General features: G+C 59.2%; 19 protein-coding genes. 10 read left to right on the top strand and 9 right to left on the bottom strand.

Going from position 1 to position 19,120, the window contains the following annotated elements; all coding sequences use genetic code 11:
- Positions 1–3: 3 nt before the first annotated feature.
- The gene (locus tag VNZ60_RS13055) at positions 4–1,020 is read right to left on the bottom strand and encodes a 1-aminocyclopropane-1-carboxylate deaminase (protein WP_325659793.1); all 1,017 of its coding nucleotides are present in this window, start codon (positions 1,018–1,020) and stop codon (positions 4–6) included.
- 201 nt (positions 1,021–1,221) lie between these two features.
- Between VNZ60_RS13055 and VNZ60_RS13060 the strand changes: the two genes are divergently transcribed.
- A complete protein-coding gene (locus tag VNZ60_RS13060) occupies positions 1,222–1,737 on the top strand; it encodes an Lrp/AsnC family transcriptional regulator (RefSeq protein ID WP_414648830.1) in 516 nt (171 codons plus the stop codon).
- An 8-nt stretch (positions 1,738–1,745) separates the two neighbouring features.
- On the opposite strand, the gene VNZ60_RS13065 is transcribed toward VNZ60_RS13060, so the two are convergent.
- Positions 1,746–2,654 (bottom strand): LysR family transcriptional regulator, encoded by a 909-nt coding sequence (locus VNZ60_RS13065; protein ID WP_325659797.1) that lies wholly within the window; start codon positions 2,652–2,654, stop codon positions 1,746–1,748.
- 158 nt (positions 2,655–2,812) lie between these two features.
- Between VNZ60_RS13065 and VNZ60_RS13070 the strand changes: the two genes are divergently transcribed.
- From VNZ60_RS13070 to VNZ60_RS13100, 7 genes are all read left to right on the top strand, one after another.
- Entirely contained in the window at positions 2,813–4,339 is a 1,527-nt protein-coding gene (locus VNZ60_RS13070; RefSeq protein WP_325659799.1) for an ABC transporter substrate-binding protein, read from the top strand.
- 59 nt (positions 4,340–4,398) lie between these two features.
- Positions 4,399–5,316 (top strand): ABC transporter permease, encoded by a 918-nt coding sequence (locus VNZ60_RS13075; RefSeq protein WP_325659801.1) that lies wholly within the window; start codon positions 4,399–4,401, stop codon positions 5,314–5,316.
- 36 nt (positions 5,317–5,352) lie between these two features.
- A complete protein-coding gene (locus tag VNZ60_RS13080) occupies positions 5,353–6,255 on the top strand; it encodes an ABC transporter permease (RefSeq protein WP_325659843.1) in 903 nt (300 codons plus the stop codon).
- Positions 6,256–6,297: 42 nt separating this feature from the next.
- A complete protein-coding gene (locus VNZ60_RS13085) occupies positions 6,298–7,287 on the top strand; it encodes an ABC transporter ATP-binding protein (RefSeq protein WP_325659803.1) in 990 nt (329 codons plus the stop codon).
- Positions 7,284–8,126: an ATP-binding cassette domain-containing protein gene (locus tag VNZ60_RS13090; protein ID WP_325659805.1), complete on the top strand. Its 843-nt coding sequence runs from the start codon at positions 7,284–7,286 to the stop codon at positions 8,124–8,126. Before VNZ60_RS13085 ends, VNZ60_RS13090 begins: the two co-directional genes overlap by 4 nt.
- Before the next feature lie 77 nt (positions 8,127–8,203).
- The gene (locus tag VNZ60_RS13095) at positions 8,204–9,607 is read left to right on the top strand and encodes a M20 family metallopeptidase (RefSeq protein ID WP_325659806.1); all 1,404 of its coding nucleotides are present in this window, start codon (positions 8,204–8,206) and stop codon (positions 9,605–9,607) included.
- A gap of 72 nt (positions 9,608–9,679) precedes the next feature.
- Positions 9,680–10,867, top strand: coding sequence for a M20 aminoacylase family protein (locus VNZ60_RS13100; protein WP_325659808.1), 1,188 nt, complete (start codon positions 9,680–9,682; stop codon positions 10,865–10,867).
- Here the strand turns inward: VNZ60_RS13100 and VNZ60_RS13105 are convergent.
- The 7 genes from VNZ60_RS13105 to VNZ60_RS13135 all read right to left on the bottom strand — a co-directional run bounded on the left by VNZ60_RS13105 (position 10,853) and on the right by VNZ60_RS13135 (position 16,569).
- A complete protein-coding gene (locus tag VNZ60_RS13105; RefSeq protein ID WP_325659810.1) occupies positions 10,853–11,476 on the bottom strand; it encodes a PqiC family protein in 624 nt (207 codons plus the stop codon). The two genes, VNZ60_RS13100 and VNZ60_RS13105, sit on opposite strands and share 15 nt — an antisense overlap.
- Positions 11,473–13,113, bottom strand: coding sequence for a PqiB family protein (locus tag VNZ60_RS13110; protein WP_325659812.1), 1,641 nt, complete (start codon positions 13,111–13,113; stop codon positions 11,473–11,475). The genes VNZ60_RS13105 and VNZ60_RS13110 overlap by 4 nt, the downstream gene beginning before the upstream one ends.
- The gene (locus tag VNZ60_RS13115) at positions 13,106–13,753 is read right to left on the bottom strand and encodes a paraquat-inducible protein A (protein WP_325659813.1); all 648 of its coding nucleotides are present in this window, start codon (positions 13,751–13,753) and stop codon (positions 13,106–13,108) included. Before VNZ60_RS13115 ends, VNZ60_RS13110 begins: the two co-directional genes overlap by 8 nt.
- Complete coding sequence (locus VNZ60_RS13120) at positions 13,750–14,409, bottom strand: paraquat-inducible protein A (protein WP_325659815.1); 660 nt, start codon at positions 14,407–14,409, stop codon at positions 13,750–13,752. Before VNZ60_RS13120 ends, VNZ60_RS13115 begins: the two co-directional genes overlap by 4 nt.
- Before the next feature lie 51 nt (positions 14,410–14,460).
- Positions 14,461–15,126, bottom strand: a complete 666-nt coding sequence (locus VNZ60_RS13125; RefSeq protein ID WP_325659817.1) for a DUF3313 domain-containing protein — start codon at positions 15,124–15,126, stop codon at positions 14,461–14,463.
- Positions 15,127–15,292: 166 nt separating this feature from the next.
- A complete protein-coding gene (locus VNZ60_RS13130) occupies positions 15,293–15,865 on the bottom strand; it encodes a TetR/AcrR family transcriptional regulator (protein WP_325659845.1) in 573 nt (190 codons plus the stop codon).
- A 164-nt stretch (positions 15,866–16,029) separates the two neighbouring features.
- Positions 16,030–16,569 (bottom strand): isochorismatase family protein, encoded by a 540-nt coding sequence (locus VNZ60_RS13135; protein ID WP_325659819.1) that lies wholly within the window; start codon positions 16,567–16,569, stop codon positions 16,030–16,032.
- A 214-nt stretch (positions 16,570–16,783) separates the two neighbouring features.
- Between VNZ60_RS13135 and VNZ60_RS13140 the strand changes: the two genes are divergently transcribed.
- Together VNZ60_RS13140 and VNZ60_RS13145 are read left to right on the top strand one after the other, a co-directional pair.
- Positions 16,784–17,380 (top strand): hypothetical protein, encoded by a 597-nt coding sequence (locus tag VNZ60_RS13140; RefSeq protein ID WP_325659821.1) that lies wholly within the window; start codon positions 16,784–16,786, stop codon positions 17,378–17,380.
- A gap of 223 nt (positions 17,381–17,603) precedes the next feature.
- Positions 17,604–19,118, top strand: a complete 1,515-nt coding sequence (locus VNZ60_RS13145; RefSeq protein WP_325659823.1) for an arabinofuranosidase catalytic domain-containing protein — start codon at positions 17,604–17,606, stop codon at positions 19,116–19,118.
- The last annotated feature ends 2 nt before the right edge of the window (positions 19,119–19,120 follow it).

The following is a 19,120-nucleotide window of genomic DNA, read 5'->3' on the forward strand; positions in this document are numbered from 1 at the left end:
TGCTCAACCGTTGCGAAAGAGGAAGCTATAGGCGTTAAGCGCAGGTACGCCGCCCAGGTGGGCGTACAGCACCTTGGAACCCGTCGGAAATTCGCCCAGCCGCACTTTCTCTATCATGCCGTGCATCGATTTGCCTTCGTAGACCGGGTCAGTCAGCATACCTTCCATGCGCGCGCACAGGCGGATGGCGTCCAGCGTGCCGTCGTTCGGCAAGCCGTATTCGGGGCCGCCGAAACGCGTATCCAGTACCACGTCCCTGGCAGTGATGTCACGCCCCAGTTCGACCAGCTCGGCGGTGTTTTTCGCGATCCGCAGAATCTGCTCGAAGGTTTGCTGCGGCTTGGCCGAGGCGTCGATGCCGATCACGCGGTCAGCACGGCCGTCCGCCGCGAAGCCCACCAGCATGCCGGCTTGCGTGCTGCCGGTGACCGAGCAGGTGACGATGTAGTCGAATTTAAAACCGAGCTCAGCTTCCTGCTGCCGGACTTCTTCGGCAAAACCGACGAATCCCAAGCCGCCGCGCGGGTGCTCGGAGCAACCAGCCGGGATCGGGAACGGTTTGCCGCCGGCCTTGCGCACATCTTCCATCGCCTGTTCCCAGCTTTGGCGGATGCCGATGTCGAAGCCGGCGTTATCCAGCCGGACGTCGGCGCCGAGGATGCGCGACATTTCGATATTGCCGACCCGGTCATACACCGCGTCCGAATAATTCACCCAGTTTTCTTGCACCAGCACGCACTTGAGACCCAGGTGGGCGGCCACCGCTGCGACCTGGCGCGTCTGGTTCGACTGGATGCCGCCGATGGAGACCAGCGTATCGTAGCCGCCTTCCAGCGCTTCGGGAATCAGGTATTCGAGTTTGCGGGTTTTGTTGCCGCCAAAGGCCAGGCCGCTATTGCAGTCTTCGCGCTTGGCGTAGAGCTCGACCTTGCCGCCCAAGTGCGCGCTGAGCCGCTTCAGTGGCTGGATCGGGGTCGGACCAAACGTCAGGGAATGGCGGGGAAATTTTTTCAGGTTCATGGCAACGGCTCCTGGGGTTGGGGTAGGTATCCACGCATCAAAGCTGGCAAACAAGGCGGGCATGCTCAAACCCGGCTTTCATTGATGTTGAAACTGAATCCATATTAGAATCAATCGCAAGAAACATGGTTGCAAGTTTCTGCCATTATTCAGATTTAAAATCTGAGTATAAAAATCAGAATCACCTTTTATTTTGTATAAATGCATATGAAAGCAACAAAATTGCGTGCAAAGGCGTCGCCAGCTGCCGCCACCGGTGAAACCATGGATCGCACCGACCGCGCCATCCTCAGGGCCTTGCAGCGCGACGCCTCGGTCTCCAATGTCGCGCTGGCGGCCAAGGTGAATCTGAGCGCTCCCGCATGTCTGCGACGGGTCGAGCGGCTCAAGGAACTGGGGCTGATCAAAGGGATCGTGGCGCTGCTCGATCCACGCGCACTGGATGCCGGCACCTTGGTGATGATCGGCGTGGTGCTGGATCGGTCAACACCGGAATCGTTTGCCGATTTCGAGCGGGCGGCGCAGAAAGTCTCGGGCTGCCTCGAGTGCCATGTGGTGACCGGAGAGTTCGACTACTTCATGCTGTTGCGGACCAAGGACAACGACAGTTACAACCGCCTCCACGCGGAGCAGTTGCTGTATTTGCCGGGGGTGCGGCAGATTCGCACATTCATGGTGCTCAAACAGGTTCTCTCAACTACCCAGTTGCCGATCTAGAACGCATTTCACTGCGACCGCAGATGATTCACCAGGTAATCCAGGAATATATCGACCACGCGCGGCAGGGTGCGCCCGATCAAGGTTTGGACTTCGACCTGGCGCCCGTCCAGCCCGCGATCGCGGATCGGCAGCATGATCATTTTTCCCTCTGCGATCCGGTAGCGCACCGATACCTCGCCGGAAATCGAGACGCCGCCGCTGTACATTACAAAATTGTATAAAGCCTCGACATAATTACTAGTCAGCATCGGCTCGAACAGCAACTGCTGGCGATTGCAGGCAAGGTCGAACAATTGCCGCAAGGTAGTGTTCGGTTCGGGCAGGGCGATCGGATAGGCGGCCAGTTGCGATAGCGACACTTGCTTGAACTGACTCAGCGGATGGTCTTTGCGCATGACGGCCATGACCGGCGCCGGCTGCTGATGCACGACCTTGATATTCGGCTCCGGGATGCGGCTGAAGGTGAGGCCGATATCGGCATTGCCCTCGCGCACCTGGCGCGAAACGCTGGCCGGCGGCCCGACATACAGCTGGAACACGATCGCCGGATATTTTTCCTGGAAATCCGCGATCAGGCGCGGCAGGAAATCGATGGCGAAGCCTTCCGTGCTGGCGATCCTGATCCTGCCGCTCTTCAATCCTTTGAGCGATAGCAGATCGGCTACCACGCGGTCGGCTTCCAACGCTGCCTTGAGCGCATGCGCGGCCAGCACTTCGCCGCCGGCGCTGAGCACCATGCCGCGCGGGCGGCGCTCGAACAGCACGGTATCCAGAATCTGCTCCAGGCCGCTGATCTGGCGGCTGATCGCCGAACTCGCCACGTTCAAGCGCTGCGACGCTTCGCTGATCGAGCCGCAACGCACGACTTCGAGAAAATAGCGCAACGAGGTTTCTTGCAATTGATGCGATTTCATGGAAATGACCTCATCTTCAACTTTTATTGCGTTCTGTTGCGTTCTATTTTCAGCAACGCAGAGTTAGAAATTTGATAGTTGTTGCAAGCAGTATTGTGGCCTAGTATCGATTCGACGCCACGGTTTTTCCAGAAAAAATCTCGACAAGGATGTTTGTGATGAAAATTTCCACTACATGGCTGCGTTGTATCCTGTTTGCCGCCGGCGCTGCCTGCACCGCACAGGCGCTGGCCGGCAAGGCCAACGATACGCTGGTCTACGCATCCGACAGCGAGATCGAGAATATCGGTCCTTATCACAACAATATGCGCGAAGGCGTCATCATTGCGCACCTGGCGTGGGATACGCTGATATACCGCGATCCAAAAACCAACGAATACAAACCGCAGCTGGCGACTTCCTGGAAATGGGAATCGCCGACGGCGCTGGTGCTGGATTTGCGCCCGGGCGTCACGTTCCACAACGGCGACAAATTCAGCGCCGACGACGTGGTATTTACCTTCAACTACGTGGCTTCTCCAGAATCGAAGGTGGTGACGCGCCAGAATACCGATTGGATAAAAAGCGCCGAGAAGCTCGGCGAGTATCGGGTACGAATCAACCTGAAACAGCCGTTCCCGGCCGCGCTTGAATACCTGTCCGGTCCGACGCCGATCTATCCAGCGGCTTATTTCAAGAAGGTCGGCGTGGAAGGATTCAGCAAGGCGCCGATAGGCACTGGCCCTTACCGCATCACCAGCGTCACCCCGGGGCAGGGTGTCAGCATGGTGAAGAACAGCGCTTACTTCAAGGACAGCCCGCAAGGACAGCCGAAGATTGGCAACCTGAAATTCGTCGTGATACCCGATCCCGAAACCCGGGTTGCGCAACTGATGACCGGCGCCATCGACTGGATCTGGCGGGTCGCCGCCGACCAGGCCGACGCCATGCGAAGCATGCCCAATATCACAGTGCAGAGCGGCGAGACCATGCGCATCGGCTTCCTTACCATGGATAGCCTCGGCAGCTCGGCAGCGAATTCGCCGTTCAAAGATGTACGCGTGCGGCAGGCGGTGAATTACGCCGTCAACCGCAACGGCCTGGCCGGCAGCCTGGTGCGTGGCGGCAGCCAGCCGGTGTATGCGACCTGTTTCCGTGCCCAGTTCGGCTGCGAAACCAAGGCCGTCGTCAAATATGAATACAATCCGGCCAAGGCCAAGGCCTTGCTGGCCGAAGCCGGCTATCCGAAAGGATTCGACACAGAGATTTATGCTTATCGCGAACGGGAATATGCGGAAGCCCTGATCGGCGATCTGCACAAGATCGGCATCAATGCTCGCTTGCACTACATGAAATTTGCCGCCTTGCAAACCGAGTACCGCGCCGGCAAGACGCCGATGACCTTTCAGGCATGGGGTTCGTTTTCAGTGAACGACACATCGGCCTTCACCGGCGTCTGGTTCAAGGGCGGCGCCGACGATGTCAGCAAGGACGCACAAGTGAAAAGCTGGCTGGATGTAGCCGATTCCTCGCTCGACGCCGCGGTACGCAAGGAAAACTATAGCAAGGCCCTGCAGCGCATTTCGCAGCAGGCGCTGGCGGCTCCGCTGTTTTCCTATTCCACCAATTATGCCTACACCTCAGCCCTGAAATTCCAGGGCTACCCGGATGAATTGCCGCGCTTTTACGAGGCCAGCTGGAAATAAGCCTTGCTTGTCCCGGATCGACTCAAGCCATTTCAAACCAGCCAGAGGCAGCCATCATCATGCTGATCTACATCCTACGTCGTTTAACGATTGCGTTGAGCGTCGCCGTCACGGTATCGGTGGTCAGCTTCATGCTGCTGCATCTGTCCGGCGATCTGGCCACCGCCATCGCCGGGCCGGAAGCGAGCGCAGCGCAGGTCGAAGCGATACGCACGCAGTACGGCCTGGATCGCCCGCTCACGGCGCAGTTTGCCGACTGGCTGTGGAACGCGGTGCGGCTCGACTTCGGGCGCTCCTACTATTTCCAGAGTTCCGTGATGGAGCTGGTTGCCGAGCGTCTGCCGATCACCCTCAAGCTAGGCGGCATCGCCTTGCTGCTGGCGGTATTCGTGGCGATTCCGCTGGGCGTGCTGGCGGCGGTTTTCCGCGACACATGGCTGGATCGGCTGGCCTTGCTGATTGCGGTGATCGGCCAAGCCATGCCCAGCTTCTGGTTCGGCCTGACCTTGATCGTAATCTTTGCGGTTGGCTTGCACTGGCTGCCGGTGGCGGGCAACACCACCTGGCAGCATTTCGTGCTGCCCGCCGTCGCACTGGGTTATTACGCGACGCCGGCCATGATGCGGCTGACGCGCGCCGGCATGCTTGACGTGCTGGATTCGGATTACATACGCACCGCCAGAGCCAAGGGCTTGAGCAAGAGCCGCGTGATTCTCAAGCATGCGCTGCGCAACGCGGTGATTCCAGTGGTGGCCCTGGCGGCGGTGGAAATGGGTTTCATGCTGGGCGGCTCGGTGGTGATCGAGTCAGTGTATTCGCTGCAAGGTCTGGGGCAACTGGCGTGGGATGCGATTTCCCGCAACGATTACCCGGTGGTGCAAGCGGTGGTGCTGATCATCGCGGTGTTCTATATCGCACTGACTTTCCTGGCCGACGTCATCAACGCCGTGCTTGATCCACGCATCCGCACTCGCTAAGGAAATCTTATGTCGTCGCCTTTGATTTCGGCTGCAATGCCATCCGCCGCCACTTCGCAGGTTGCCCCGGCGTCAACTCCACGGCCGTTATGGCGCCGCAAGTTGCGTAGATTCCTTGACCATCACGGCTTGACGCTGGGAGCGGCAATGCTTGCCCTGATCGTACTGACAGCGCTGGCGGCGCCCTGGCTGGCGCCGCACGATCCTTACAGCCAGGATGTGACGCAGCGCCTGATTCCGCCGGTCTGGCACGCCAATGGCAGCTGGCTGCATGCGCTCGGCACCGACAAGCTCGGGCGCGATTATCTGAGCCGGCTGATATTCGGCGCTCGCGTATCGCTGCTGATCGGCTTTTCGGCAGCCTTGATTTCGGGCCTGGTAGGAACCACGCTGGGCGTGCTGGCCGGTTATTTCGGCGGCCGCGTCGACGCCGTGATCAGCTACATCATCACCACCCGGCTGGCGCTGCCGGTGGTGCTGGTGGCGCTGGCGATGGCGTCGCTGGTCGGCGGTTCGCTCAAGGTGGTGATCGTGCTGCTGGGCCTGCTGCTATGGGATCGCTTCGCGGTGGTCACGCGCTCCACCACCCAGCAATTGCGCGACGCCGAATTCATCGCTGCGGCCCGGGTGCTGGGCGCATCCACGCCTTACATCCTGCTGCGTGAAATCCTGCCGAATATCATGAGCGCGCTGATCGTGGTGGCGACGCTGGAAATGGCGCACGCCATCCTGCTGGAGGCGACGCTGTCGTTCCTCGGCCTCGGGGTGCAGCCGCCAACTCCTTCCTGGGGCTTGATGGTAGCCGAGGGCAAGGCTTACATGTTTTTCCAGCCCTGGGTCATCCTGATCCCCGGGATCGCGCTGATATTGCTGGTATTAGCGATCAACCTGGTCGGCGACGGCCTGCGCGACATGAATGCACCCGATGGCCGCAATTGAATCGGCGCCCGCAGTCAGCGCGAGCGCAACAAGGAGCCTGGCATGAGCATATTGCTTGATGTAAAAGACCTGCGTGTCGATCTGCCCACCGAACATGGCATGCTGCACGCGGTGCGCGGCATCGATTTCCAGGTCAGGCGCGGCGAGATGTTATGCCTGGTAGGCGAATCAGGATGCGGCAAATCGATGACCTCGCTGGCGCTGATGGGCTTGTTGCCGCGCAAGGCGCTGCGTAGCGCCGCCCACATCCGTTTCGACGGCGTCGATTTGCAGCAGCTGCCCGAGCGCAGGATGGCGGACCTGCGCGGCCAGCGCATGGCCATGATTTTCCAGGATCCGATGACCTCGCTCAATCCTTCCTATACGCTGGGAAACCAGTTGTGCGAAGCCTTGCTCCAGCATCGCCAGGTCTCGTATGCGGAAGCCCGCGAACGGGCGATCTACCTGTTGCATCGCACCGGCATCAAGAACGCCGAGGACCGCCTGCGGCAGTATCCGCACCAGTTGTCAGGCGGTTTGCGCCAGCGCGTGATGATCGCGATGGCCCTGATGTGCGAACCGGACCTGATCATCGCCGACGAGCCGACTACCGCGCTGGATGTCACGATACAGGCGCAGATTCTACGGATGATAAGAGAATTGCAAAGGGAATTCGGCAGCGCCGTGGTGTTCATCACGCATGACCTGGGCGTGGTGGCGCGCATCGCCGATCGGGTTGCGGTGATGTACGCCGGCGAGATCGTGGAAACGGCGCCGGTGGCGCAATTGTTCGCCCGTCCAAGTCATCCATACACGCGCGGCTTGCTCAACTGCATTCCGGTGCGCGGCAAGACGCCGCCTGGCAGCCACCTGGCGGCTATACCCGGCGTGGTGCCGAGCCTGGTCGGAGCAGTGCAGGGCTGCGCTTTTCGCAACCGTTGTCCGCAGGCGCACGATGCCTGCGAGCAGTTGCCGCCGAATGTTGAAATCCAGGATGGGCACTATGCGCGCTGCAACAGCATTCATGCGCATGGCGCGGAGGTAGCGGCATGAACCGTACTGATGAAGGGCGCGGTGGCAACAACGAGATCGCGCTGGAATTGTGCGCGCTAAGCCGGGTTTTCAAACTTAAGCGCGGCCTGTTCCAGGCCGACGCTGAAATCACAGCGGTCAATGATGTCTCGCTGCGCCTGTACCGCGGCGAGACGCTGGGGCTGGTCGGCGAATCCGGCTGCGGCAAGAGTACGCTGGCCAAAATGCTGCTGGGCCTGCTCGCACCGAGTTCCGGCAATGTGCTGGTCCATGGCAAGGAAATCGATCCGGCGCAACGGCTGGCCTTGGCGCGCCATATCCAGCCAATATTCCAGGATCCGTATTCCTCGCTGAATCCGCGCAAGACGGTAGCGCAAATTGTCGGCCTGCCGCTCAAGCTGCATCGTATCGGCAGCGCTGCCGAGCAAGGCCGCAAGCTGCGCGACATGCTGGATCTGGTCGGCATGCCGGAACGTACTCACCATCAATACCCGAACCAGTTGTCTGGTGGACAGCGCCAGCGCGTAGCGATCGCGCGTGCGCTGATCCTGCGGCCCGGCATTCTGATTTGCGACGAACCGACATCCGCGCTCGATGTCTCGGTGCAAGCACAGATACTCAACCTGCTGCTCGACCTGAAGCGGGAATTCGGCTTGACCTATCTGTTCATCAGCCACGATCTCGGCGTGGTCGAGCATCTGGTGGACCGGGTCGCGGTGATGCATCAGGGCAGCATCGTCGAACTGGAAACCCGCGAAAAGATATTTTCGCTGGCGCAGCACCCGTATACGCGGATGTTGCTGGCGTCGGCACTATCGCCCGAGCCCGGCCTCGGCATCCCGGATATCGTCATGCAGTAGATGCATGCCGCAGGATTGCAAAACCTTTAACTTTGGCATCGGTTGATAGCCGATGCCTCCGTCAATCGAGGAAAAATATGAGCAGAACGGAAGCAATCAGCAAGGCCAGCGCCTATTTCGACGATGGCCGGTTCAAGGACACGCTGGCGCGCCGCGTCGCTGTGCGCACCGAAAGCCAGGAAGCCGGCAGCACGCCTATCCTGCTGGCGTATCTGGAAGAGCAGATTGTGCCTGAACTGAGCGCTCAGGGCTTCAACTGCCAGATCGTCGCCAACCCGCAAGCCGGCGCTAGCCCATTCCTGTTGGCCGAGCGGATCGAGCAGGGCGCTGCGTTCACGGTGCTTACCTATGGTCATGGCGACGTCGTGCGCGGCTATGACAAGCAATGGCGCAGTGGCCTGAATCCGTGGGAAATCGTGGTCGAGGGTGATCGCTGGTATGGCCGCGGCGCCGCCGACAACAAAGCGCAGCACACCATCAACTTCGCCGCCCTGGCGCAAGTGCTGGCGGTGCGCCAGGGCAAGCTAGGCTACAACGTCAAGGTGATCCTGGAGATGGGTGAAGAGATCGGTTCTCCCGGCTTGAAGGAAATCTGCGCGCTGCACGCTGAACGTCTGGCGGCCGATGTCTTCATCGCCTCCGACGGTCCGCGCGTCGCCGCCGCCAAGCCGACCATGTTCCTGGGCTCGCGCGGCGGCTGCAATTTCGATTTGAGGGTCAAGCTGCGCGATGGCGCGCATCACTCCGGCAACTGGGGCGGCCTGCTGCGCAATCCCGGCGTGCGTCTGGCTAATGCGATTGCCAGCCTGGTCGATGCAAAAGGATGCATCCGCGTCGCCCAACTGTTGCCCGACAGCTTGCCGCAGAGCGTGCGTGATGCGCTTGACGGGGTCGAGGTCGGCGGCGCTGCGGGCGACCCGGAAGTTGACAGCGATTGGGGCGAACCCGGCCTGTCGCCGGCGGAACGGGTATTCGGCTGGAATACGCTGGAGGTGCTGGCGATGAAGACCGGCAATCCGGAAGCGCCGGTGAATGCGATCCCCGGCCATGCTTTCGCGCATTGTCAGATCCGTTATGTCGTCGGCAGCGACAGCAAGAATTTCCTGGCGCATATCCGCAGCCATCTCGATGCGCATGGTTACGACGATGTCGAGGTGCAGCCCTCCGGCACCCGATTCGAGGCGACTCGTCTCGATCCGGATGATGCCTGGGTACGCTGGGGCCTGGCCTCGATTCAACGCACCACCGGCAGTGCGCCGACGCTGCTGCCAAATCTGGGCGGATCGCTGCCGAATGACGTATTTGCCGACGTGCTGGGCTTGCCTACGCTATGGGTGCCGCATTCCTATCCAGCCTGCTCGCAGCACGCGCCGGATGAACATATCCTGGCCAGCGTATCGCGCCAATCGCTGCAAATCATGGCGGGCATGTTTTGGGATCTGGCCGAAGAGGGCGGGCAAGTCCATGCGCAAAGAAAATAAGAGTGCGCAACCAGTATTTTTTGCGATTGATTTTTATGATTTTGCATCTTTCACCGGATTTTGAGGCAAGCGATGAAACAGGAAGCACAGTACTGTCAATTGGCGGATTTAAACGATGCAAAGGATGAATTGATCGAGATCCGGCGCCATATCCATCGGCATCCGGAACTGTCGTATGAAGAATTCAATACCTCGGACCTGGTCGCCGCCAAGCTGCAAGCCTGGGGTTATGCAGTCACGCGCAACATAGGCGGCACCGGCCTGGTGGGGACCCTGAGCGCCGGCGGCGGCCAGCGTAGCATAGGCATCCGCGCCGACATGGACGCCTTGCCTATCCACGAAAAAACCGGCTTGCCCTACGCCAGTTGCCACGATGGAAAAATGCACGCATGCGGCCATGACGGCCACACCACGATGCTGCTGGGCGCGGCCCGGTATCTGGCGCGCAGCCGCAATTTCAATGGCACCGTCAATTTGATTTTCCAGCCGGCCGAAGAAGCCGGATCGAACAGCGGCGCCGAACAAATGCTGCGCGACGGCCTGTTCGAAAGATTCCCCTGCGACGCCATTTTCGGCATGCATAATCATCCCGGCTTTCCGACCGGTACCTTCATGTTTCGTGCAGGCCCCTTCATGGCCGCCTGCGATACGGTGAAGGTTTGCATCTCGGGCCGGGGAGGGCATGCAGCGCGGCCGCATCTGGCTATCGATCCTGTGGTGGTAGCCAGCGGCCTGGTAATGGCTTTGCAGACGATTGTTGCGCGCAATATCGATCCGGCAGAGATGGCCGTGGTTACCGTGGGTGCGCTGCACGCCGGCCATGCCGCCAACGTGATTCCGGAGCAGGCGACGCTGGAGATGAGTGTGCGTTCCTTCGATCCGGAAGTGCGGCGCCAGTTGGAACAGAGAATCCGCGCATTGATCGGCGCACATGTCGAGGGATATGGCGCGCAAGCCGAGATCGACTATATTCACGGCTATCCGGTGCTGGTCAATGCCGATGCGGAAACAGCATTCGCGGTGGCGATCGCCGAGGAACTGGTGGGGCCGGAAAATGTGATAACGCCGTTTCCAGCGATCGCCGGCAGCGAGGATTTTGCCTACTTTCTGCAGCAACGTCCCGGCTGCTTCGTCCGGCTTGGCAATGGCGTCGGCAAGCCAATGCTGCACAACGCCGCTTACGATTTCAACGATGAGAATGTCACCGTCGGCGCGGCGTACTGGAGTCGTTTGGTTGAACGCTATCTAGGGAGTGTGTGACAGTGGTTGCAGCGTGCGTATTGCCGCCGCGATATCGCCAGCGGTGTTGCTGACCACCTGCTGGTAGGCGGCCACCACGCTATCGACTCCACCCGGCGTTGGCAACTCCGCCTGCGTGCGGCCGGACCTCGCTTTGCGATCCCGGAATCGCAGCACCGTCCAGTTGATGACGGCGCTAGCGCGTGCGCCGGGCTCGGCGTCCATGCGCACCACGTCAACGCTGACGCGGTATGCCGGGAGCCCGCCGGAGCTAGCCTGGCGGTAGGTGTCGACGGCGCCCAGGCTGGCTTGCAGCTGTTGCGACAGCGCCTCGCGCAACTCATCGGGAAGCGGCGCCGACCAGCGATCCAGTTCCATCAGCCTGAGCCTGCCGCCACCCTGGTCCAGCAGTAAATTGCTGCGGTTGAGACGCTCCGGCACCAGAACGGGAGATACTTCGATCAATACCGGTTCCTGGCCCTGGATGGCGGCGGGCGCGGCGGCAGCACCTATGGCTGGCCTCGACGCCAGCGTGTAATAACGCGGCTCGGGCGAGGCGCAGCCAGCCAGCATGGCGGCGACGAGTATCAGTTGCGCAGACAGCGCAGACAGATTGGGTGGGCGGTTCATGGTTTCTCCGTATCCATTTTCCCGCGCACCAGGGCTTCGGGATGGCGTTCCAGATAATCGGTCAAGCCGCGCAGGGAGGCGGCGCTACGCGTCAGCTCCTGCATCATGCGGCGCGCGTCCTGCTGCAGTGGCGCATCCGGGGCCAGCGTGTCGTTAGCCGCCTGCATAGTCTGATGTGCGTCCTTCAGTGCGGCTGTGAACTGCGGCACCAGATCGCCGTTGACCTGTGTCACCAACTTGTCGGCGTTATTCAGCATTTTGTCCAGCGCCGCCATCGAGCTACGCAGGTCCTGGCCGATTTGCTCGAACGGCACCTTGTCGAGCTTGCTTACGATGCTGCCGAGTTTGCTCTGAAGCTCGTCAAGCGCGCCGGGGGTGGTGGCCAGTTCGGGCATGGGGCCGTCGACGCTGATTTTGACCGGCGGCGCCTTGGGGAAAAAATCAAACGCCACATACAGCTGGCCGGTCAACAGGTTGCCGTTGCGCAGCTGCGCCCGCATGCCGCGTCGGTTCATGGTTTCTGCGATTTTGTATGCCTGCTGTTTATCCTCCAGGTCGCGCGGGCTGAAACCCATGCGAGACGGATAAAGTTCCACTACCACGGGAAAACGGAAGGTTTTCTTGTCGCGCTGGTATTCGATCCCGATCGAGCGTACCTGGCCCACCACGATGCCGCGGAAGTCCAGCGGCGCACCCGGCGCCAGGCCGCGCACGGACTGGTCAAAATTGAGTACGGCAAGTGCGGGTTTCAGTTCTTCAGGGGCTTTCATCGCCTCGCTCTGGTCGCTGGCGAGTACGAATTGCGTGCTTTCGCTGGCCGCCGCGGCAAGCTTGGAATCATCAGGATCCTGAAAGGCCACGCCGCCAAGCAGTACGGTGGCAAGCGCCTGCGTATTGAGTTTGAGGCCGCCAGCGTCGAACTTGATGTCTATGCCGCTGGCGTGCCAGAAACGCGTGTTGGTGGTGACCAGCTTGTCGTAAGGCTTGTCGACGAACACCCGCAAGGAAAGATCGCGGCCGTTGGGTTCAAGCTGGTAAGCCACTACCTGGCCTACCCGCACACGGCGGTAGTAGAGCGGGGAACCGATGTCGAGCGAGCCGAGGTCGGCGGCGCGCAATACGAATTGCTTGCCGGAGGCATCGTTGGCTACCGCCGCCGGCACTTCCAGCCCGGTGAAAGTGTGGACGCGGGTCTCCGACTTGCCGGCGTCGACGCCGATATAGGCGCCGGACAGCAGCGTCTCCAGGCCTGAAATGCCCGAGAGGGCAAGGCGCGGGCGCACTACCCAGAAGCGTGTGTCCTTGGCCAAAAAACTCTCGGCGTCCTTGGTCAGCGCTATGCTGGCGATCACGTGAGAGCGGTCCGGCGCCAGGCGCAGGGACTTGACCACGCCGATGTCTACTGCCTTATAGCGCACTGGGGTGGCGCCGGGCGTCAGCCCTTCGGCAGTACGGAAGGTCACGCTGATCTCGGGGCCGCGTTCGGCTAGCGTGTGTAGCAACAGCGATAGACCGACCACCGCGGCGACAATCGGTATCAGCCAGACCAGCGAGGGCAGCCAGCGTGCGCGCTTACGTAGTTTCGGGCGGGTTGGCGCAGGCTGTGGCGGAGGATTTGAAGAGTTCAGGTCAGTCATTGTTTGCGTCCAGCGCATCCCACAGCAAGCGGGGATCGAAACTCAGGGAAGCGAGCATGGTGAGTACTACCACGGCGGCGAAAGCCAGAGCCCCGGGTCCAGGGGTGATGGTGGCCAGCTTGCCGGCGCGCACCAGCGCGGCCAGCATGGCGACGACGAAGATATCGAGCATCGACCAGCGTCCGATCACTTCCAGCAGGCGATACAGCCGGGTCTGCTGCCGGATGCGCCAGGTGCAGCGAAAATGCACTGCAAGCAGCAGCATCGTCAAAGCCATCATCTTTAGCAGCGGCACCACCACGCTGGCAATCAGCACCAGGATGGCCAACGCCTTGGAACCGGAAATCCAGAAAAAGACGACGCCGGAGAGAATCGTGTCGTGCGTGGTCCCGAGGATGGATTGCGCGGTCATCATTGGCAGCAGATTGGCGGGAATGTAGAGGATCATTGCAGCGATCAGAAAGGCCCAGCTGCGCGCCAGGCTATTGAGCTTTCGACGGTGCAAAGCGGTGCCGCAGCGCGGGCAGTGCAAACCCTCGAGCGCGCGCGTGCTGAGCAGGCCGCAGGCGTGGCAAGACAGCAGCCGCATCGACGCCGCGGTCGATACCGTGGTCGATGCAGCAGGCAGCGCTGCGCTCATCGCGGCGGCTCCCTCTTTACGTAGTGCCACAGCTCGCGCGGATCGAACGACAGCATGGCCGCCAGCACCACCACCAGTACGCTGAACGACCACAGTGCAACGCCTGGCACGATATCCGCGATGCTGGAAAGCTTGACCAGCGTCACCACCACGCCAAGCAGATAAACCTCGATCATGCCCCACGGCCGGGTGCGCTGGATGGCGCGCATGATGTGCTCGAAGCCTGCTGGCAAACGATGGCGCGCCATCAGCACCAGCAGGTAGAGCATCATCAGCATCTCTGCCAGAGGGAACAGGATGGTGGTCGCAAACACCAGCAGAGCCACCAACACCATGTGATCTGCGTAGAGTGCGTCCACCGCTCCCCATAAGGTGGTTTGCGTGCGGATGCCCTTGAGCTCCATCTCGACAATGGGGAAGGCGTTGGACACCAAGAACAGGATGAGCGCGGTCACCACCAAGGGCAGCAGGCGATGATAGACGCGCGCACTCTCGCGGTATAGCGTGCTGCCGCAACGCCGGCACTGCGCGCGCTCGCCTTCGGCAAGGTCGGCGCGCTGGAGCTGGTAGACGGCGTCGCAGTAATCGCAGGCGATCAGGTGCTGGAGCTCAGCACCCGAAGCCGACGCATCGCGCGCAATGTCATGGTTTGTCATGGCATGTTTATCTACTAATTCAACCGCTTATTGAGTCGCTTATCGCGTCGCTTATTTCAGGTCGGCAACCAGCGCATCTGCGCCTTTATCGATGCCGGTTTTGGCGGCATGGAGCGAACCGAAGGTCGCTGCAATATTCATTGCATTGGGATACTGCTTTGTGACGAACGCCTTCAGGAGTTGGTTACTCGTCGAATCATAGATTTCGACTGAATAGCTGACTGAGCCCATGAAAACCCCTTCTTTCCCACGTATGGATTGGACAACGTTGTAAGGCATTCCAGCCAAATCAAAGCGGGTTACCGTCGATGCCACGGCAGTGTTGGTACCGGCGCCAGTCAGCGTCAGTTTCACGCGCAAGGTGTTTGGCGCCGGATTGCTGCCCGGCGCAAAGCGTGGCCTCAGCTTTTCAGTGAACTGCGTTTGCATGTAGCCGGCAAGAGCAGCCTTGTCTGTTTCTGACATGTCCCCGAATTGTTGATCCGGACCTCTGTAAACCGTGACCGGATCAATGATGATCGCGTTGTATTTCCGCCATTCCACGGGAGTCGAATAACTGTAGGGAATACGCCCGGTATCGTCTTTTGGATTGGGCGTCAGCTTAGATGACGACGCGATCCCCGAGTACGCAATCGGCTGCGTGGTGCCACAAGCTGCCAGAGCGACGCAGAAGATTGCGGCCAGCACTAGCCGGCTGGCCTTGATGGATATGTGCATTTCAATTCCTTTTCAGATTTTTCCAGGGGACGCTTCTTACTGCGGGAGTGAATATAGCACCGAATCTCACATTTGCAAACCGTCTGGTCGGTTTATTCGTGAGAAATTTTTCAGACCTGACTGCGCTATTGAGGCGCAAAGGGGGAGTGGTACCAGGAACGTTGTTCTAGTCTTTAGCGGCGGCCAGCCATTGCCGGCTGTCAAGCAGCCGCTCAAACAAGCGCAGGCGTTCTTCGTCCGTAAGCGAGCATAGTCCAAACAGGGCGCTCAGAAGCAATCCTTTGGCTGCATACAAGCGCAGAATCGCCAACTCAGGGTCAACCGCCTCAGCCTTGATGGATTCGAGCTTCTTGGCGTCTCTCTCTTTGGATTCGGACAGCAGCCCCGGTTCTTCGCTGATGGCGCCGAGAATTGCGGAGACAACTGACTGTTCGGTAGTGATAGCTTCGCGGGATACCGCGATTTGTGTCGACAGATTGGGTTCGGCTGAGGCGACCCCGAGCTGAGCCATGTAGTCCTGAGAGAATTTCTCGAAGTATTCGGCCTGGTATTCCAGTAATGCCTTCAGTACCGCCTCTTTCGAGCGGAACTGGTGCATCAGCCCGCCTTTGCTGATACCGGCTTCGCGCGCGATAGCATCCAGCGTAAGCCGACGCGGACCGTCGCGCGCAATGATGGCAAGGGCCGCCTGGATGATGACGCTGCGTGATCGTTCCGACCGGGTAGTATTGTCCATTATCTATCTCCACTGCGGGGTGAGTAGCCGCCAAACTCATGAAGATAGCGCGGAACGCCAGCAAAAACAATCTTTCCGGTCTGTTTTGCGGCTGGCCGCGCTGAACTGAATGGTGTTTAACTTCCCATTCCCTTCTGGTAGCTGGCAATCAGCGTGGCCAGCGTGGTTCAGGCAATGCCGGCGCCAAGGGCCGGAAACACATCGCTGAATAACAAACCGATCAGCTGTTGACCGGCGGGCGTCGACCAATCCTTCGCGATTTCTGCAACGAGCGTATTGGTGGCGGTGAGCACAACGCCCGCATCGTGCATCCGTTGACGGGAAAATTCTTCGGAAAGATCGCTGGGCGATCCCGAGGCATCCATCACGGCCTGCACGGCAAAGCCTTCGAGCGCAGCGTCAATTGCCGGGAAGATAAGGCAAACATCGGTGGTCACGCCCGCCATGATCAGTTTCTTGCGCCCGGTGGCGAGCACCGCATCGTGGAAGTCGGGAGCCAAGCCCAATTCGCGCAGCTTCTCGACCAGATAGGTGTAAGTCTGCTGAGGCGCCGCATCGGTGATGCTGTTGTAGTTCATCTCCGGCGAAATCTTGACGCCAACGCGGTCGGCGCCAGCCTCTGCCACCATCGCGCGCAACACTTCCAACACGAAGCGAGCGCGGCCTTCGACCGAATTACCGATCCGTTTAAGGATCACAGAAGACACTACCAATAAGAAAATAGATATCAATCCGACGCAACATGTGATTGGTTTCCTGAAACGATGATTGCTAATATTGGCCAGGAGCAATTGATTTGAGCGACGGCGATAGTCGGGCTTGTGTGGAGTTGATCCTAGCGCCCGAACTGAATGCCCTCTCCAGCGTTAATTGTTCGGTGTAGGTGGTCACTGGAAGCTCAGCAAAGAAGGAAAAGAAGAAATGTCTGTTGCTCAAAAAGTATTCGCGGGATGCTGCATGATTGCCGCGGCGTGCCTGTGCTTTTACCTACTGATAGGCGCCCGGCAGTCGGACGGCACCATGTCATCACCGCCGTCCGATGCCAAGTTCCAGGCAATGGCCGATTCGTCAGATGTTGCGGCACAAGGCAAGCTGCGTTGCGCCGACATGGTGCTGAGCAACCCATATGGGCGGGGCGCCTCGACCTGTTTGAATGATCCGGAACCGTTGGTCCCTACCGCGGATGGAGACGCGAAGATCTTGCGCGCCAAGCTAGATCTGGTATGGCCATGCCAGGGAATCCAGCAACCGAATGCGGCATCGTCTGAATGCACCAAGATCAACGCCGACGCGGCAAGTCTGGTCAGGCAGCTCGAAACGCTAGCAGAGCGGGGTGACAGCCAAGCAAGCACCGATCTGTCGAATCTGGTGCAGAGCCGGAAAAAAACCGCTACCGGTGAATATTTAGATGCGCTTGACCACGCAGAAGCCCGGATCTCGCGCAGGTCGATCAGTGGCGGAATCGAAGCGGAGAAACAGATTTCTCGGCCGTCCCCGGCTTCCGCCGATGGTGTATGACCCGTGGGCGACACAAGGGTATTTCGCTCACCTGAGACCAAGCTGACGCGGTCCGCTCAAGCCGGGGTATGGCGGGTTTGCCGGCATCGGCTCACTTCGTTGACGCTCACATTATTAGGCACTTAACACAATACGTTTTTGCCGCAATGGATTTTGCGGGTTTAGAAGTAATGGCGTGTCGAGAGACATGGTATCAAAGTAAATAACTATGGAGACAATAACTATGGAGACTGAAATGAAAAATCATTGCGTGCAGTTGGGGTTGAATGGGCACCGCCCGTTGAGTAGGCATGCCGTAAGTACAATTAATCGCTTTTTAATGCTTTTGGCGTTTATCGTAGTTTTCAGCGTGGGCTTGTTGCAAAAGGCTTCGGCCGCCACAAGTACTTGTGATATTTACGCTGCGGGAGGTACGCCGTGCTCCGCGGCCCACAGCACAGTGCGAGCCTTGTTTGGGGCGTATAACGGAAAGCTGTATCAGGTCAAGCGCGCATCTAATGGCGCCACCATGGATATTGGCACCTTAACAGCCGGTGGTATTGCCAATGCTGCTGCACAAGATACTTTCTGTGCAGGTTCTGTATGTACCATTGAAACGATCTATGACCAGACCGCAAATGGAAATCACTTGACTGTTGCGCCGGCCGGGGGGAACGGTAGCGCAGACATCACAGGCAGTGCCACCGCATTGAAGGTGACGATTGGCGGAAAGTCTGCGTATGCGGTCTATATCTCCGCGGGCGTCGGGTATCGGCGTAACAACACCACAGGCATTGCAACCGGCAGCGCATCAGAAGGCGCATACATGGTTACCAGTGCTACCCATGTGAATAATGGTTGCTGCTTTGATTATGGTAATGCCGAGACAAATAACCTTGATACCGGCAATGGACACATGAATGCGGTCTACTTTGGCACTCTGTGCTGGTTCGCATGTACCGGATCTGGCCCCTGGGTCATGGCAGACCTTGAGAATGGTCTATTCCTGGGCGGCAACGGAAGCAATACGAATAATACTGGCCGCAATACCACTTTTGTCACGGCCATGATCAAACAAGACGCCACGACCTATTCCATTAGGGATGGCGATGCCCAAACTGGCGCGTTAAAAACCGATTATGCGGGGCCGCTACCTACTACGTCAGGATATGTGCCTTTCCACAAAGAAGGTGCCATTATTTTGGGTATTGGCGGCGACAACAGCAAGGTGGCAGTCGGTAATTTCTATGAAGGCGCAATGACAACAGGCAAGCCTTCCGATGCAACCGAAAACGCCGTGCAGGTCAATATCGTTGCAGCGGGTTACAGCGGAAATGCCCTGAGTTCTTATAAAAAACTCGTCAACCAAAACAGCAGCAAGTGCGTGGACGTTCAGCAACCCAATACCAGTGCGGGTAGCAATGTCGACCTCTACACGTGCAATGGGTTTGCTTGGCAGAATTGGCAAATGGTGGACTTGGGCAACGGATACTCCAGTGTTTATAGCGAGCACAGTGGCATGTGCCTGGATGTCAGCGGATCTTCCACAGCCAATGGCGGCAACGTGATCCAAAATACCTGCAGCAGTAGCACCAGTCAGCAATGGCAGGTAACAACGACCACAGCTCCCTGGTTCCGCTTGACCTCGCGCAATAGCGGAAAGGTGTTGGATGTTTCCAACTGTGGCACGGCCGACACGACCAATATCCAGCAATGGGACTGGCTCAATAATGCTTGCCAACAATGGCAGCTGCAATAACT

Origin of the sequence: Collimonas sp., assembly GCF_035566375.1 — a bacterium.
GTDB lineage: Bacteria > Pseudomonadota > Gammaproteobacteria > Burkholderiales > Burkholderiaceae_D > Collimonas.